Origin of the sequence: Leifsonia sp. PS1209 (assembly GCF_012317045.1) — a bacterium.
Taxonomy (GTDB): domain Bacteria; phylum Actinomycetota; class Actinomycetes; order Actinomycetales; family Microbacteriaceae; genus Leifsonia.
The window spans coordinates 565,986-581,460 of record NZ_CP051154.1 but is presented as its reverse complement, the minus strand read 5'-3'; the positions used below and the strand labels follow the sequence as shown (position 1 = coordinate 581,460).

Genomic DNA, 15,475 nt, shown 5'->3' with positions numbered 1-15,475 from the left:
TCATCTCCTTGGTCCGTCCGCGCACACCAGCACTCCATCCGGCCGCGTCTCCGCGGCGTCGACCTCATCCAGCACCGCGGCAGGCGCGGCCGCCGCAGCATGCTTCGCGCGCCGCCGGGCTGCGAACCGCATCCCCGCGTCGAGCAGCACACCGGTCAGGAGTCCCATCGCGATGCCCGCGAGCATCCCGAGCAGCGGGTTGCCGTGCAGCCAGTGCCCGGCGAGCAGTCCCACCGTAACGCTGTACGCCGCCCAGGACAGACCGGCGAGGACCGACAGCCCGAAGAACCGGCGGCGCGAGAACCCGGATGCTCCCGCGACGAGGTTCACGGCGACCCGTCCGACCGGGATGTAGCGCGCGGTCAACAGCAGCACGGCGGCACGGCGGTCGAGGCCGTCGCGGGCCCAGCCGAGGGCCGCCTGCATCCTGGGCCTCCGCATCCAGCGGAACCGGGTGAGCCCGACACCGCGACCGATCGCGAACGTGACATTGTCGCCGACGATCGCACCGATGGCGGCGCAGGCGACGATGATGGCGATGTTCGGCTGGCCGAGCGTGATGCTCGCCGCCGCTGCCGCGATCACCACCGACTCGCTGGGCACCGGAGGGAAGAACGCGTCGACGAAGACGACGGCGGCGACCAGCAGGTAGATCCACGGCGACGACACCGCCTGCGCGATCAGTTCGTTCAGTGCGTCCATCCCGTGCTCCCCTCGGATACGGGCGGAGATTTCCGCCCGTATCCGACGTTAGGGAGACGGGATGCCGCAGCGCGTCACCCGGGGGTACCCCCGGCACCCCTACCGGAGGGGGATATCTCCGGATGCCACGGCCTGCGCCGGAGCGAGCGGCGCCGTCTGCTCTGGCGCTGCTGCGGCGGGCTGCGCGGCCGGGCGTCCCGGCAGCAGAGCGGACAGCCCGATCGCCAGCACGGTGAACCCGACCGCCCACCAGAACGCCTGGTCGAACGCGTCCGCGATTCCGTCCAGCGACGTGGCGCCCACCGCTGCGCCCTGCAGGATCACGGCCAGAAGCGCGACACCGAACGAACCGCCGAGCTGCGAGGTGATCCTGGTCAGGATGCTTGCGTGCGGCACCTCGCTGCGTTCCAGTCCGATGAATGCGACCGCCATCAACGGGATGGTGACAGCTCCGAGCCCGAAACCGCGCACGAAGAGAGCGGCCATGAGCATCCACTCGTTCGTGGTGGGGGTGGTGAAGGCGAACGGCACGGTCGCGATACCGACGATCGCGAAGCCCGCCATCGACACCCAGCGTGCGCCGAGGCGGTCGGTGAGTCGTCCGGCCGTCGTGCGGCTGAGCAGGGTGCCGATGCCCTGAGGCACCAGGAGCAGACCAGCTCCGAGCGCATCCGCTCCCCTGACCTCCTGGAAGTAGAGGGGAAGGAGCAGCATCGCGCCGTAGAGCGAAGCGCCGGACAGGAAGAGCAGCGTGGAGGCGGAGGCCACGGGGCGGTGCCGGAACAGCCGCACGTCGACGAGCCCTCCCTCCCCGCGCCGCAGCGCCCAGAGCACGAAGGCCGCGAGCAGCAAGGCTCCGGCGATGAGGGGCACGAGCACGTCGCCGCGGCCGAAGCCGCCGTCCTTGCTCACATTGGACAGACCGTAGAGCAGGCCGACCACCGCCGGCGACAGCAGCACCAGCCCCACCCAGTCCAGTCTCGGCCGGGGGCCGAGGGTGTCGCGGGGCAGCATCCGGATGGCGAGCACGATGCCGACGACGCAGAACGGGACGTTGACCCAGAACAGCCAGCGCCAGTCGAAGTAGCTGAGGATAAGGCCGCCGAGCACCGGGCCGAGGATGGGGCCGAGCACGGCGGGGAGGCTCACCGCAGACATGATGCGGCCGAGGTTCTGGCCGTGCGCCGCCTGCATCACAAGAGTGGACATGAGCGGGAGCATGATGCCGCCGCCGATGCCCTGCACGACGCGGAAGGCGATGAGGCTGGGCGCATCCCACGCCAGGCTGCAGAGCACGGAGCCGAGCAGGAAGATCGCGAGGGCGATGATCCAGAGCCGCTTGCCGCCGATCCGTTGCTGCGCCCAGCCGACGATCGGGATGGTCACGCCGAGCGCCAGCAGATACCCGGTGCTGACCCACTGGATGGTGTCGACCGAGGTGTGCAGGTCGGTGGCGAGCGTGTGCAGGGCGACGCTCACGATGGTCGTGTCGAAGATCACGGCGAGCGCGCCGACGATCACGACGACGGCGATGCGAACGACCCCCGGGTCGAGCTTGGACTTCTCGGTCACCATGTCTCCTTAAGGTACGCGACTGTATCTTATTGGGATCATAGGTCGACGCGATAAGATACGCAAATGGATCTTGTTGAGCAGCCGACCCCGGAGGCGGACGCACCCGCCCGGCGACGCCGAGGGGCCGAGCTGGAGAACGCGATCCTCGATGCAGCCTGGGACCAGCTCGTCGAGCACGGCTATGCGGCCTTCACCATCGACGCGGTCGCGGCGCGCGCCGAGACCAGCCGCCCGGTCGTCTACCGTCGCTGGCCGACCAGGCAGGAACTGGTCAGGGCGGCCGTCGCACGCGCAGGGTTGCGCGACCAGCCGGCGACGCCGGACACGGGCAGCCTCCGCGGCGACCTGATCGCCCTCCTCACCACGGCCAACGAGACCAGGATCGGCTTTGCCGCCGCCATGAGCGTCCACCTCGGCGGCTACTTCGCCGAGACGGGAACGAGCCTCTCCGACCTCCGCGACGTGCTCATCGGCGGAAGGACGACCAGAGTGGACACCGTCATCCAGCGCGGCATCGACCGCGGAGAGATCGACCCTGCACGCCTCACCCCGCGCATCGCGACGTTGCCGTTCGACCTCTTCCGGCACGACGCCATCATGACCCTGCGGCCGGTGCCGGCGGAGACGATCGAGGAGATCGTCGACACCATCTTCCTGCCGCTGGTGCGACCAGTGGATGCGGGTGGTGCTGGGGCGCGCTAGTGCTCGTCGCTTGGTGCTATGCGCTACGCGCTACGCGCTTGGCGCCCTGCGCCCTGCGCTCGCCGCTACGCGCGGCTCGACCGCTCCGCGGCCGCGAGCACGTCCGGCCGCAGCACGAGGTGCGCCCCGAGCACCTCGAACCCGACGAGGAACCCCGCCGCGTCGAACTCCGCATCGATGTGAGCGCCAGCGGCAGGAGCATCCGGGACGGCCGAACGGTCGGGCAGGGACGGATCGGTCGGGACGTCGAGGCGGAAGTGCGCGACGTCGAGCTCCGGGTCGTAGGTGAGTCGCATGACTCCGAGCCTAGGAACCGCGCGGCGGCGTGTCGTCGGACCGTCGTACCACCTCCCGTTCGACCGCAGGAGGAGAAGTCTTCGGCGGCGTCGGCCGATCCGCGACACCCCGCATCCACTGCCCGCTATGTCGGTGGTGCGGCGCAGAATCGTCGGCATGAGAACGTTGGAGATTTGCGAACGGTGCGACGGAACCGGCGCCGACCCGTTCCAGCACGATGAAGAGATCACAGTGTGCGTGGAGTGCAGCGGCGACGGCTGCCACGTGACCTACCTGGCCGAACTGCAGCAGACGGCGTAGCAGCCGCGCCTGCGACCTGTTTGAATTGTCTGGTGCCGCACGGCACCCGTAGTTCTCTCAGGAAGGTGGCGACGAATGGCAGACTCATCGTTCGACGTGGTCAGCAAGGTCGACAAGATGGAGGCCGACAACGCCCTCAACCAGGCTCGCAAAGAGGTGGAGCAGCGTTACGACTTCAAGAACGTCGGCGCATCCATCGAGTGGAGCGGCGAAAAGGTTCTGATGAAGGCCAACACCGAGGAGCGCGTCAAAGCGGTCCTCGAGGTGTTCGAGTCGAAGCTCATCAAGCGGGGCATCTCGCTGCGCTCGCTCGACACCGGTGAGCCGTACCCGTCCGGCAAGGAGTTCCGCATCGAGGCCAGCATCAAGAACGGCATCGAGCAGGATGCGGCGAAGAAGATCAACAAGCTCATCCGCGACGAAGCGCCGAAGAGCGTGAAGTCGCAGATCCAGGGCGACGAACTCCGCGTCACGTCGAAGAGCCGTGACGACCTGCAGGCCACCATGAACCTGCTCAAGGGCGCCGACCTCGACGTCGCGCTGCAGTTCGTCAACTTCCGCTAGACGACCCGGGATGCGCGGTCGCCGGAGACGCGGCGGCCGCGCATCCGGCGCATCCCGCGCATCCGCAGCACCCCGCGCTCAGCGCAGGTAGCCGCGCAGCCACCGCCGCACTTCGGCGTACGCCGCCTGCCGCACCGGCTCGCGCGACAGGAAGATGTCGTGGATCGCCCCGTCGATGCGCGAGACCGTGACCGTCGGCGCCAGCTTGAGCGCGCGCTGAGCGATCTCATCCACGACCAGAACGATGTCCGAGCTCATCATGTCCGGCGTCCACCGCGGGAGGATCGTCGACCGCGCAGAAACCATCGTCAGCACCGGGACGTCGATGTGCAGGCCGGCCGCCACGCGCGCATGCCCCGCCATCACCGCCGTCAGCCACGCCGGCAGCACCGCGAAGCCTCGCACGGGCCGCCAGTCGAGGTTGTAGTCCCACTCGCCCTCCATCGTCGACGACACCGTCCTGGTGTAGAAGCCGAGGTCGACGTTCGGCAGCGGGGCTTTCGGGTCGACGCGCGCCTGCAGGCCGATCAGCGGCGCCAACGCGGCCCGCCCCGCCGAGTGCGCCTGGAACTCGAGCCACGGGCTGTTCAGCACCAGCGCATCCGCTTTTCCGGGATGGCGGTCGGCCCAGAGGCTGAGCGTGAGGCCGCCCGTCGAGTGGCCGAGCAGGATGAGCTTGCGGTCCTTCTGCGCGCTCTCGCGGATGACCGAGATGGCCGCATCCAGTTCCTCGTCGTACGTCGCGAGGTCGTCGACGAAGCCCGGCGTCTGCCACGGACGCAGGCTGCGGCCGTACTTGCGCAGGTCGATGGCGAAGAAGCGCGCCCCGTTCTCGTGCCAGAACCGGGCGAGCTCCTTCTGGAAGAAGTAGTCGGACCAGCCGTGCACGTAGAGCACGTCCGCGTCGGCCGCGACGGCGCGGAGCAGGCGCAGGTCGGCGAGGTGCGGTGGGGGCGCATAGCGGACGAGGGTCGCGACGACCTCGCCCTCCGCATCCGGTTTCAGCGGCAGCGTGAGCTGCTCGAACGGCTCCCCCAGCACATCCGGCGACCACTCCTGCGCGCGCGTCATGACCCCAGCGTGGCAGGCGCGGCGGGTTCGCGCGAGCGTCAGCTCTCGGTGGACGCCTCGACCGGGGTGGCGTTCGACACCCGGACCATCTCGTCGCGCGGGACGACCTTGACGCGGGCACGGCCGCGTTCGGCGCCGAGTGCCTGCTCGTGCGTGTCGAGATTGTGCCAGCCGTCGAGGTTCGTGTACTCCACACCCCGCTCGCGCAGCAGGTTCTCCACAGATTCCTCGGAGGGGTCGGTGGGCGACCACCAGTTCCCTTGATCATTGATCACATGCTTGATCGTTTCCATGGCGTCCGACTTGGTGTGGCCGATGAGACCCACCGGTCCACGCTTGATCCACCCGGTGGCGTACACGCCGTACATGCGCTCGTTGTCGCCCTTGCGCAGCACCTGGCCCTCGTGGTTCGGGATCACGCCGTGCTTCTTGTCGAACGGGATGCCGGGAAGCGGCGACCCGAAGTAGCCGACAGCGCGGTAGATGGCCTGGATGGGCACCTCGCGGATCTCGCCGGTCCCGCGCACGCCGCCCTCGCCGTCCGACTCGGTGCGCTCGTACCGGAACGCGGCCACGTGACCGTTCCCGTCGTCGACGACCTCGAGCGGCTTGGCGTAGAAGTGCAGGTGCAGGCGACGGGATGCGTTCCCCACCTCGCGCTGACGCCACTGCTGCAGCACGCGGTCGATCACCATGACCTGCTTGTTGCTCGCGATGGCGGCCTTCGACTGCTCGTCGTAGTCGAAGTCCTCGTCGTAGAGGATCATGTCGACGTCGCGCAGTTCGCCCAGCTCGCGGAGCTCCAGCGGGGTGAACTTCACCTGGGCCGGCCCGCGGCGGCCGAAGACGTGCACGTCGGTGACGGGAGAGTTCTTGAGGATCTCGTAGACGTTGTCCGGGATCTCGGTGGGCAGCAGGTCGTCGGCGTGCTTGGCCAGGATGCGCGAGACGTCGAGGGCGACGTTTCCGTTGCCGATGACGGCGACGGACTCGGCCTCCAGCGGCCAGGTGCGCGGCACATCCGGGTGACCGTCGAACCAGCTGACGAAGTCGGCGGCACCGTACGAGCCCTCCAGCTCGATGCCGGGGATGTCCAGCTCGGCGTCGTGCACGGCCCCGGTCGCGAAGATCACGGCGTTGTAGTGGCGCTTGAGGTCGTCGAGGGTGATGTCCTCGCCGTACGTGACGTTGCCGAAGATGCGGATGTCCCCGCGGTCGAGCACCTCACGCAGAGCCGTGATGATGCCCTTGATGCGCGGGTGGTCGGGGGCGACCCCGTAACGCACGAGACCGTACGGGGCGGGAAGCTGCTCGAACAGGTCGATGGAGACGTCGAAGGCGCGCTCCGCCTTGAGGAGGATGTCCGCGGCGTAAATGCCGGCGGGGCCTGCACCGACGATGGCCAGTCGCAATTTGGTCATTCGTTGTGTCTTTCTTGCTCAGCTGGAACGTTCGACGATGGTGTCCGCGAAGCGGATCAGCGCCTTCTTGACGGGACCGGTCGGCAGCGGTTCGAGCGCTTCGACGGCCTCGCGGGCCCAGCGGTGGGCTTCCTGCAGGGTGTGGGCGGTCACTTCGTGGTCGCGGAGCGCTGCGATGGCGGCAGTCGCCTCCGGGGTGATCTCGCCCTCCTCCGCGGTGCCGATCACATCGCGTTCGAGCCGATCGAGCAGCTTGCGCGCACCCTGGTCCGTCTCAGCGAGCTCGCGCAGCCGCAGCACGGGAAGGGTGGCGACACCGGCGCGGAGGTCGTTGCCCGGCGTCTTGCCTGTCTCCTTGACGCCCTTCGACGACAGGTCGATCACGTCGTCGATGATCTGGAAGGCGACGCCGATCTTCTCGCCGAACGTCACGACGGGCTGCTCGTACTCTTCCGGAGCCTTCGCGAACACCACGCCCATCTGCGCAGCGACGGCGATCAGCGAGCCGGTCTTGTCCTCGAGCACGCGGATGTAGTGCTCGACCGGGTCTTCGCCGTCCTGGGGTCCGATGGTCTCGTGCAGTTGCCCGAGGCACAGCCGCTCGAAGGTGTCTGCCTGCAACTGGATGGCGCGCTCGCCCAGCGAAGACACCATCTTGCTCGCCCGGGCGAACAGCAGGTCTCCGGTCAGCACGGCGACGGAGTTCCCCCACACGAACTGCGCGCTCGGAACCCCGCGCCGCATCTGCGAGTCGTCCATGACGTCGTCGTGGTAGAGAGATGCGAGGTGCGTGATCTCCACGGCCTCCGCCGCCTGCAGCACCTCGGGGGTGTTCCCCAGCCCGAGCTGCGCGGTGAGCAGCGTCAGCATGGGGCGCACCCGCTTGCCACCGGCTTCGAGCAGGTAGCGGGCGGTGACGTCGGCGAGGTTGTCCGCGAACCGCATCTCTGCGTGCAGGCCCTCTTCCACGAGCGCGAGCCCGGCATCGACGGCGGCGGCGAGCTCCCTGTCCTGACCGGATGCGAAAATCCGCTCGGTCAGACCGATCTGGCTGGACAGCGACGCGGTACGCCGCACAGCGGGGACGCTTGGTGGCACTACTCCCCCTCGGGTGGGACGCCGGAAGCCGACGCCCCCGTGGTGCCCGTCGCTCGGTCGGAGCCGGCGGGCTTGGTGGTTGTGGGCTTGGCGGTGGCGGGCTTGGCGACCGCAGGTTTGGCGGCGGCGGGCTTGGTGGCCGCGGGCTTGGTGGCTGCGGGCTTGGCCGCCGCGGGCTTGGCCGTCGCGGGCTTGGCCGCCGCGGGCTTGGTGGGCTTCGCGGGTGCGGGCTTCGCAGTCGTGGGCTTCGCCTTGGCGGTTGCGGGTTTCGCGGTCGTCGGCTTGGCCGTCGCGGCCTTCGCTGTCGTGGGCTTCGTCGTTGCAGCCTTCGTCGTGGCGGGCTTCTCCGTCGCAGGCTTGACGGCTGCGGGCTTCCCCGCTGCGCTCTTTTCGGCGGGCTTCTCTGCCGCAGGCTTCTCTTGGACCGCGACCGTGGCGGGAGCGGCGACCTCCGCCGCGCGCGCTCCACCCGCATCCCGCGGCTTGTAGCCACGGTGCAGGGCGACGATCCCGGCGGTCAGGTTGCGGTATGCGACGTGCTCGAACCCGGCCTCGCGCAGCCAGTCGGCGAGCACGGGCTGGGACGGCCACGCCTCGATGGAGTCCATCAGGTATTCGTATGCGGCGGGGTTGGAGCTCGCCAGCTTGGCCAGCACGGGCATCCCGAACCGCAGGTATGCGGAGTATCCGGTGCGCACGATGGATGCCGGCGGCTGGGAGAACTCGCAGATCACGACGCGTCCGCCCGGCTTGGTCACGCGGTAGAACTCGGCGAGCGCCTTCTTCGGGTCGACGATGTTGCGGAGGCCGAAGGAGATGGTGACGGCGTCGAACTCGTCGTCGTCGAACGGAAGCTGGGTGGCGTCGGCCTGCACGAAGCGGACGAACGGATTGTCGGCCTGACGGCGCCGCCCCACCTCGATCATCCCTTCGGAGAAGTCGGCCGCGACGACGGTCGCACCGTTCTTCGCGAGGGACGCGCTGGAGGTGCCGGTGCCCGCCGCGACATCGAGGATGGTCTCGCCGGCGCGCGGGCCGACGGCTTTGGTCGTCGCCACACGCCAGAGTGCCGCGTTGCCCATCGAGAGGACGTTGTTGGTCCTGTCGTAGTGCGTCGACACCTGATCGAACATGGCGGCGACCTGGGCGGGCTGCTTGCTGAGGTCGGCCTTACTCACCCCCCTAGCTTAGGCGGCACCGCTGCGCCACGCATTCCAGCTCCCTGTGAGGCGGCAGTGACAGCTGCAGCGGCCCCAGCCGCGGGTGCGCGCAGCCCCGGCACGGATGCCACGCCGCCCCCCAGACACGGCGACCCGCAATGCCCAAGATGGCACCACAGCCCCCGACAACCCCCAGCCCGCGCGCATCCGGCGCCCAGCATCCCGGGCGTAGGCTGATCGGGTGACAGCAACAGCGACCACGCCCCGGACATCGAGCGCAACGGCACTCCTGGTCGAGACCACCCCCATCGACGACGTTCGTCAGCTCATCCCTTTCCTCGACGCCAGGCACCCGCTGCTGTGGCTCCGCAAGGGAGAAGGAATGGCGGGCATCGGCGAGGCGCTGCGGCTCGAATTCTCCGGCAACGACCGGATGCGCGCTGCCGCCGCCGCGTGGAGAGAGGTCGTCTCGCAGGCGTCCGTCACCGACGCCGTCGGCAAGCCGGGCACCGGGCTGGTCGCGTTCGGCACGTTCGCCTTCGCCGATGACAGCACGGCGACGAGCGTGCTGATCGTGCCCGAATTCGTGATCGGCCGCCGTGACGGGCGCAGCTGGATCACGCGCATCCGTCCGGCAGACGACGCAGACGGCGACGGCACCGGCACCGGCGCACAGGGCGCTGGCGCAGCTGCGTCGCGCCTCCCCCGCCCCACTCCGTTCGGTGACGAGTACCGCCTCACCCTGCTTCCCGGTTCGCTCGGCAAGGAGGGCTACCGCGCCGCCGTGCAGGCTGCCGTCGACCGCATCCGGCACGGCGACCTGCGCAAGGTCGTGCTCGCCCGCGACCTCACCGGCCACCTCCCGCACGAGTCCGACGTGCGCCGCGCGCTGGTCGAGCTGGCCCTCGGCTACCCGGAGTGCTGGACGTTCGCTGTCGACGGCCTCGTCGGCTCCTCTCCGGAGACCCTGGTGCGCGTCGACCACGGCACCGTCAGCGCACGCGTGCTCGCCGGCACCATCTCCCGCGGGGCCGACAGCGTCAGCGACCACGACGCCGCCGTCACCCTGGCCAGCAGCACCAAAGACCAGGACGAGCACCGGTACGCGGTCTCGAGCGTCGTCGACGCCCTGCGTGAGCACAGCGCTGACCTCGCGGCGAGCGACCTGCCGTTCACGCTGAAGCTGCCGAACCTCTGGCATCTCGCGACCGACGTTCAGGGCACCCTGAGCGACGGGTCGAGTTCGCTCGACCTGGTCGACGCCCTGCACCCGACCGCCGCCGTCGCCGGCACCCCGACACGGGATGCGATGGACGTCATCCACGAACTCGAACCGTTCGACCGCGGCCGGTACGCCGGCCCCGTCGGCTGGGTCGGCGGAGACGGAGACGGCGAGTGGGCCATCGCGCTGCGCTGCGCTCAGGTCTCCGAATCCGGCGACATCACGGCATATGCCGGCGCCGGTATCGTCGCGGACTCCGTCCCGGAACGGGAGCTGGTCGAGACGACGATGAAGTTCCGCCCGGTGGTCGAAGCGTTCGGCTGATCGGCGTCAGGACGCCGCGAGCCTCCTCTTCTCCTCCTCCACGTCGTATTCGGGCGCTGGCCAGTCGAGGTTCATGCCTTCCAGGGCATCGATGAGCAGGTGTTGCACCGCCAGCCGGGCATACCATTTGCGATCGGCGGGAACCACGTACCACGGAGCGCCCTCCGTCGAGGTGCGGTCGAAGACCACCTGGTACGCCGCCTGATACTCGTCCCAGAGTTGCCGCTCGTCCACGTCGCCCGGGTTGTACTTCCAGTGCTTCTCCGGCCGCTCCAGCCGGTCGGCCAGGCGGGCGCGCTGCTCGTCCTTGCTGAGGTGCAGCATCACCTTCACGATCGTGGTCCCGCTCTCCCGCAGCTCCTCCTCGAAGCCGTTGATCGCGCCGTAGCGCCGCTCGATCTCGTCGGCGGGGGCCAGTTGCCGCACCCGCCCGATCAGCACGTCCTCGTAGTGCGAGCGGTCGAAGACCCCGAGCTGGCCCGCGGACGGCACCTCGCGGTCCACGCGCCAGAGGAAGTCGTGCGCCAGCTCTTCCGGCGTCGGCTTCTTGAACCCGGCGTACCGCACCCCGCCGGGGTTGACCGCCCCGACGACGTGGGAGACGATGCCGCCCTTGCCCGCCGTATCCATCGCCTGCAGGACGAGCAGCAGGCTGCGCTTGTCGCCGACGGTGCCCGCCGCGTACAGCCGCTCCTGGAGGTCGGCGAGGATCCCGGCCCCCTCGGCGAGCGCCAACTCCCCGTCGGACTTGTGCCCGTCGAACCCGGGCTTCGCCGCCGCATCCTGAGCGTCCAGCCGGAAACCGGGACCGACGCGCAACGCGTCCTTCGGGTCCGTCGTCCAGTACCCTTCACGACCCACGGTGACCTCCTCGTTCGCGTGGGCCTCATCCTACGACCAGGTCAGCGACGGGATGCGTCCACGACAGGGTCGAACGCCGAGGGAGGGTAGAACACGACCGTCGGCGCCGCTCCGCCGGGGAACGCATCCTCGAACTCCGCCTCTGCAGCAGCGTCGTCGAACGAGACGTCGAGGATCTCCCTCCACTGCCCGTCCGCCATCTGCTGCACCGTAGCCTCCCAGGTGACCCCCGGCGTCTCCTTCGCCTGCAGCCGGAAGTGGATGCCCACCGCCCTGCGGCGCTTCAGGAGCGACAGCAGGCCGCGGTAGACGGCGAACCGCTCCACCGTGGTGAACCACGGCTTCAGGCTGCGCACGAGCACGTCGGCGTTCCAGAGGATCGTCGTGGCGAACCCCGCCCGCGACTGGTAGACGTCGACGGCGATAACACCCGGGATGCGCCGGAGGGTCTGGCGAAGCGTCCCGCGCGTGATCCCCTCCTGCACCGTGCTGTGCAGGTAGAACGGCACGGACGGCTGCGGACCGAGGCCGCCCGTGCGCAGCATGGCGTGGTCGACGACGGTTTGGCCCTGGCCGAAGTACACCGCGAGCTCGTCGAGCATGGACGCGACGAGCGCATCCGGTGACTGCTCCTCGATGGCTTTCGCCGTATCCGCGTACGCCGTCGACTGGTGCAGCGCGCCGAGCCGGAAGCCGACGGGGAGCAGCGGGCCGGCCTTCACCGTGACGAAGCGGTCCGTCCCCTGCGCGGAGAGCGGCGGGCGCACCGGGTTCTCCCTGCCGTCGATGCGCGGGACGATGTCGAGCACGTGCTCGATGGCGAGCACCCGAACACCGTCCGGGATGTGCACCCGCCCGAGCGGGGTGCCCGCCACCACGAGATGCGCCACGGTGAGGCCGGCGCGGGTCGCACGGTCGGCAACCTGCGCCGCCACCATGCCACCGAGGCTGAACCCGGCGAGCAACACGGGCTCGCCCGGTCGGATGCCCGCATGCAGCATCGTCGCGATGGCGGCGCGGGTGGCGGTCGGCTCCTGCTCTGCGCCGATCACGAGATCGGCGGTGAGGTCGTTGGGGGCGGCGCCGGCACGCGGGTGCCAGGACTTGGTGCTCGGGAACTGGACGATCCAGTGCCGCAGCCCGTGCGCATCCACCCGGCTCGCCACACGGATGAGGCCCACGTCCGCCCGGTCGTCGAGGTCGGGGTCGCAGAGGTCGTCGATCTCACGCTGGCTGAGGAACACCTCGCGCAGACTCCGGATGCTGTGGCGGCGGAGCGCGCCGGCGGCCAGCCCCGGATAGCCGAGCGGGTCGGGATACGGCTGGAGGTCGAGGCCGAGGAGTCCCGCCGGCACATCCACCAGCCCCGGAGACGGCGTGTACTCGCGGGGCGCCTGCGGGTCGCGCCACCAGTCGAGGAAGTCCAGGATGTGCGGGAACGCCCCCGAGAGGAAGGCGTCGTAGCGGAGGATGTCCGCGTCGTGGCCGTCGCGCAGCAGCCCGCGTCTGCGCCCCAGATTCACCACCTTGCGCAGCACGGCGGGAAGCGTGAACACCGCGAGGTACGGGCGGGCACGCCAGCGCGCGGAGAACAGCCCGGCGATGCTCGTCGCCAGCAGCAGCGGTCCGAACAGCACCCCGGCGAGACGCGCGACGCCGCCGACGAGCCGCGGAGCGAGCTGCAGGTAGAGCGAGCTGCCCGCGAGCCGACGCGACCGGCGGGTCTTCGGCGGCAGCAGCCGGAACGGGTACGGGATGCGCTCCGCAAGCACGATCGCGAACCACACCCACGCGATCCCCGCCCAGAGCAGCCAGACGACCAGCGCGACCACGGCGACCGCCACACCGAGCACCAGTAGCACGAGCCCGGCGGCCACGGCCACCGGCACCCCGACCACCAGCCAGAGGACGAACAGCGCTGTCGCAGCAGCGCTCCTGCCGCGCCACGTGTGCGGTGGGATCTGCGGCAGCATGGCGTCAGCCTAACCCGCTGCCTCCGACAGACGGTGTCCGCAATGTATGCATTGGACCGGAATTGCTAGCGCCGTGCCCGACGCGAGCACTAGCGTGTGCTCAGATGCCGCATCGGGCGGCACGTCGGAAGGGCAATCAGACCATGTGGAACAACTTCTGGAACGTCATTTGGCTCATCTTCTGGGCCTTCGCGTTCATCGCATACCTGTTCGCACTGTTCGCGATCATCGGTGACCTGTTCCGCGACCGCGCGCTGAACGGCTGGTGGAAAGCGCTCTGGGTCATCTTCCTGATCTTCCTGCCCTTCCTCACGGCGCTCGTCTACCTGATCGCGCGCGGCCGCGGCATGGCGGAGCGCCAGGCACGGGACGTGCAGCAGACTCAGTCGCAGGCGGACGACTACATCCGGCAGGTCGCCTCCGCCTCCCCCGCCGACGACATCGCCAAGGCCAAGCAGCTGCTCGACCAGGGCGTCATCAGCGCCGGAGAGTTCGACGCGCTCAAAGCGAAGGCGCTCGGCAACAAGTTCTGATCGGCACGCTTCGAGTCCATCCGGGCGCGACGTCCAGCACGTCTGGACGCCGCGCCCGTCGTGCGTTCGCGCCTCCGTATGCTATACTCATATTTGACATGGGAGACTTCACGGTGTGAACTTCCCGCATCCATCACCACAGCGATCTGCATCCCAGACGCTCCGATCCCACATCCGCGACATTCGTTCTCGCAATGGCTTGAATTCGAACTCGGCGGATGTAATATTCATGTATGCCTGTACCCATTACCGAGACCGTCAGCCCACGACGGCTCATCAGAGACGAAGTTTTCCTTCGCCTGCTCGACGCGATCGTCGACGGCGATCTCACCCCCGGCGAGCAGCTCTACGACGCTGAGATCGAGAAGTGGGTCGGGGTGTCCCGCACTCCGGTGCGCGAGGCGCTGAACCAGCTCGCGTCCATGGGCCTCGTCGAGATCATGCCGCAGAAGCGCACGCGCGTCACCCCGATCGACACCGTCCGCCTGCGCGGGCTCATCGAAACGGTCGGCACGCTCCTCCACGGCGTCGTCCGCGACTCCACCGCCCTCCTCACCGACGACGACAAGGCCACGCTGCGCGACTTCGCCGCCAGGGCCACCAGCGGAGACGACCTCGGGGCGCTCATCCGGGACAAGTCGTTCGCCGACGACTTCATCAACGTCTACGTGCGCAGGCTCGACAACAAGACCGTCGCCCGCCTGCTCAACCGTCACCTTCCCGAGATCCGCCGGGCGCTCATCGCGGCCCCGAGCACCAGCGCCTTCGAGGCGAGCCTGCCGTACCTCACCACGATCGTGGAGGCGTCCGTCGCCGGCAACGCCGACAAAGCGGCCACCGCCGTGGACGGCTACTGGTCCGAAGCACTCGCTCAGCTCGTCGACGAGTTCGCCGCGCTCGAGAAGAAGGAGAACTGATGCCGCTCCCCGTCAAAGACACCGCGCCGGTCGAGCGTCAGCTCCTCCGCGATGTCGTGTACAACCGTCTCTACGACGGCATCCTCGACGGCACCCTGGAACCGGGTGAGACCCTCCTCGACGAGAAGCTGACCGCCTGGCTCGGCGTCTCCCGCACCCCGATCCGCGAAGCGCTGATGAAGCTCGCCGAGATCGGACTCGTCGAGATGGCCCCGAACCGGTACACCCGCGTCGCGCCGATCGACATGCGCGCAATCGACGAGGCCGTCTACATCTCCGGGCTCCTGCACGAGCGTGCGGCGCGCAACGCGGTCCCCGCGCTCGACAACGCGGCGGTCTCACGGCTCGACAAGCTGGCCAAGGAGGCGAAGAAGCTCGCCAAGTCCGGCGACCTCCCCGCACTCGGGCACGCGCTCAACGAGTTCTTCCTCGAATTCGAGCGGAACACCGGCAACGATGTCCTGGTGAGCGTGAGCGAGGGCCTCAGCCCGCAGCTGCTGCGCTACATCAGCGTCTGGCAGCGCCCGTTCGACACCGACGACCTCCCCGCGCGCATCGCGGAGATCGCGGCGGCGGCGAAGGAGCGCGACGGCGAGAAGGCCGGCGACCTGGTCAAGGCCCTCTACGCCCCGTCGCACGCCCAGTTCCTCGCGGACTACCGCCGCACGGACGCCGAGATCGACGACACCCCCATCGTCTAGCTCCGGCTCCGGCTCCGGCTCCGGCTCCGAATAATCGAGTCCGGACTTTTGCAC

16 protein-coding genes are annotated in these 15,475 nt (G+C 69.2%); 7 read left to right on the top strand and 9 right to left on the bottom strand.

Annotated elements, in window-relative coordinates:
* Together HF024_RS02925 and HF024_RS02920 are read right to left on the bottom strand one after the other, a co-directional pair.
* Nucleotides 1-702 (bottom strand): VTT domain-containing protein, encoded by a 702-nt coding sequence (locus tag HF024_RS02925; protein WP_168688576.1) that lies wholly within the window; start codon nt 700-702, stop codon nt 1-3.
* Nucleotides 703-801: 99 nt separating this feature from the next.
* Nucleotides 802-2,274, bottom strand: a complete 1,473-nt coding sequence (locus tag HF024_RS02920; protein WP_247597275.1) for an MDR family MFS transporter — start codon at nt 2,272-2,274, stop codon at nt 802-804.
* A gap of 66 nt (nt 2,275-2,340) precedes the next feature.
* On the opposite strand from HF024_RS02920, the gene HF024_RS02915 reads away from it, so the two are divergent.
* Nucleotides 2,341-2,979: a TetR/AcrR family transcriptional regulator gene (locus tag HF024_RS02915; RefSeq protein ID WP_085368736.1), complete on the top strand. Its 639-nt coding sequence runs from the start codon at nt 2,341-2,343 to the stop codon at nt 2,977-2,979.
* A gap of 65 nt (nt 2,980-3,044) precedes the next feature.
* On the opposite strand, the gene HF024_RS02910 is transcribed toward HF024_RS02915, so the two are convergent.
* Entirely contained in the window at nt 3,045-3,275 is a 231-nt protein-coding gene (locus tag HF024_RS02910) for a DUF2283 domain-containing protein (RefSeq protein ID WP_168688574.1), read from the bottom strand.
* Between the two features lie 157 nt (nt 3,276-3,432).
* On the opposite strand from HF024_RS02910, the gene HF024_RS02905 reads away from it, so the two are divergent.
* Together HF024_RS02905 and HF024_RS02900 are read left to right on the top strand one after the other, a co-directional pair.
* Nucleotides 3,433-3,576 carry a hypothetical protein gene (locus HF024_RS02905; RefSeq protein ID WP_168688225.1) on the top strand — a complete coding sequence of 48 codons (144 nt, stop codon included), beginning with the start codon at nt 3,433-3,435 and terminating at the stop codon, nt 3,574-3,576.
* Between the two features lie 75 nt (nt 3,577-3,651).
* Entirely contained in the window at nt 3,652-4,140 is a 489-nt protein-coding gene (locus tag HF024_RS02900; protein WP_168688573.1) for a YajQ family cyclic di-GMP-binding protein, read from the top strand.
* Between the two features lie 78 nt (nt 4,141-4,218).
* Here the strand turns inward: HF024_RS02900 and HF024_RS02895 are convergent, their stop codons facing one another.
* Genes HF024_RS02895 through ubiE form a run of 4 tightly spaced genes read right to left on the bottom strand, consistent with a single transcriptional unit; the run spans nt 4,219 to nt 8,908 of the window.
* Nucleotides 4,219-5,211 (bottom strand): alpha/beta hydrolase, encoded by a 993-nt coding sequence (locus HF024_RS02895; protein ID WP_085368740.1) that lies wholly within the window; start codon nt 5,209-5,211, stop codon nt 4,219-4,221.
* 38 nt (nt 5,212-5,249) lie between these two features.
* The gene (locus HF024_RS02890; protein WP_168688572.1) at nt 5,250-6,632 is read right to left on the bottom strand and encodes an FAD-dependent oxidoreductase; all 1,383 of its coding nucleotides are present in this window, start codon (nt 6,630-6,632) and stop codon (nt 5,250-5,252) included.
* A gap of 18 nt (nt 6,633-6,650) precedes the next feature.
* Complete coding sequence (locus HF024_RS02885) at nt 6,651-7,730, bottom strand: polyprenyl synthetase family protein (RefSeq protein ID WP_168688571.1); 1,080 nt, start codon at nt 7,728-7,730, stop codon at nt 6,651-6,653.
* The gene (gene ubiE / locus HF024_RS02880; RefSeq protein WP_168688570.1) at nt 7,730-8,908 is read right to left on the bottom strand and encodes a bifunctional demethylmenaquinone methyltransferase/2-methoxy-6-polyprenyl-1,4-benzoquinol methylase UbiE; all 1,179 of its coding nucleotides are present in this window, start codon (nt 8,906-8,908) and stop codon (nt 7,730-7,732) included. Before ubiE ends, HF024_RS02885 begins: the two co-directional genes overlap by 1 nt.
* 223 nt (nt 8,909-9,131) lie before the next feature.
* Between ubiE and HF024_RS02875 the strand changes: the two genes are divergently transcribed.
* Nucleotides 9,132-10,436 carry a chorismate-binding protein gene (locus HF024_RS02875; RefSeq protein ID WP_247597274.1) on the top strand — a complete coding sequence of 435 codons (1,305 nt, stop codon included), beginning with the start codon at nt 9,132-9,134 and terminating at the stop codon, nt 10,434-10,436.
* Between the two features lie 6 nt (nt 10,437-10,442).
* On the opposite strand, the gene HF024_RS02870 is transcribed toward HF024_RS02875, so the two are convergent.
* Both HF024_RS02870 and HF024_RS02865 read right to left on the bottom strand, forming a co-directional pair.
* Nucleotides 10,443-11,297, bottom strand: coding sequence for a polyphosphate kinase 2 family protein (locus tag HF024_RS02870; protein ID WP_168688569.1), 855 nt, complete (start codon nt 11,295-11,297; stop codon nt 10,443-10,445).
* Between the two features lie 41 nt (nt 11,298-11,338).
* Nucleotides 11,339-13,270 carry a thioesterase domain-containing protein gene (locus HF024_RS02865; RefSeq protein WP_168688568.1) on the bottom strand — a complete coding sequence of 644 codons (1,932 nt, stop codon included), beginning with the start codon at nt 13,268-13,270 and terminating at the stop codon, nt 11,339-11,341.
* Nucleotides 13,271-13,413: 143 nt separating this feature from the next.
* Between HF024_RS02865 and HF024_RS02860 the strand changes: the two genes are divergently transcribed.
* From HF024_RS02860 to HF024_RS02850, 3 genes are all read left to right on the top strand, one after another.
* The gene (locus HF024_RS02860) at nt 13,414-13,803 is read left to right on the top strand and encodes an SHOCT domain-containing protein (RefSeq protein ID WP_168688567.1); all 390 of its coding nucleotides are present in this window, start codon (nt 13,414-13,416) and stop codon (nt 13,801-13,803) included.
* Between the two features lie 233 nt (nt 13,804-14,036).
* On the top strand, nt 14,037-14,720 hold the full coding sequence (locus HF024_RS02855) for a GntR family transcriptional regulator (protein ID WP_168688566.1): 684 nt from the start codon (nt 14,037-14,039) through the stop codon (nt 14,718-14,720).
* Entirely contained in the window at nt 14,720-15,421 is a 702-nt protein-coding gene (locus tag HF024_RS02850) for a GntR family transcriptional regulator (RefSeq protein WP_085368759.1), read from the top strand. The genes HF024_RS02855 and HF024_RS02850 overlap by 1 nt, the downstream gene beginning before the upstream one ends.
* The last annotated feature ends 54 nt before the right edge of the window (nt 15,422-15,475 follow it).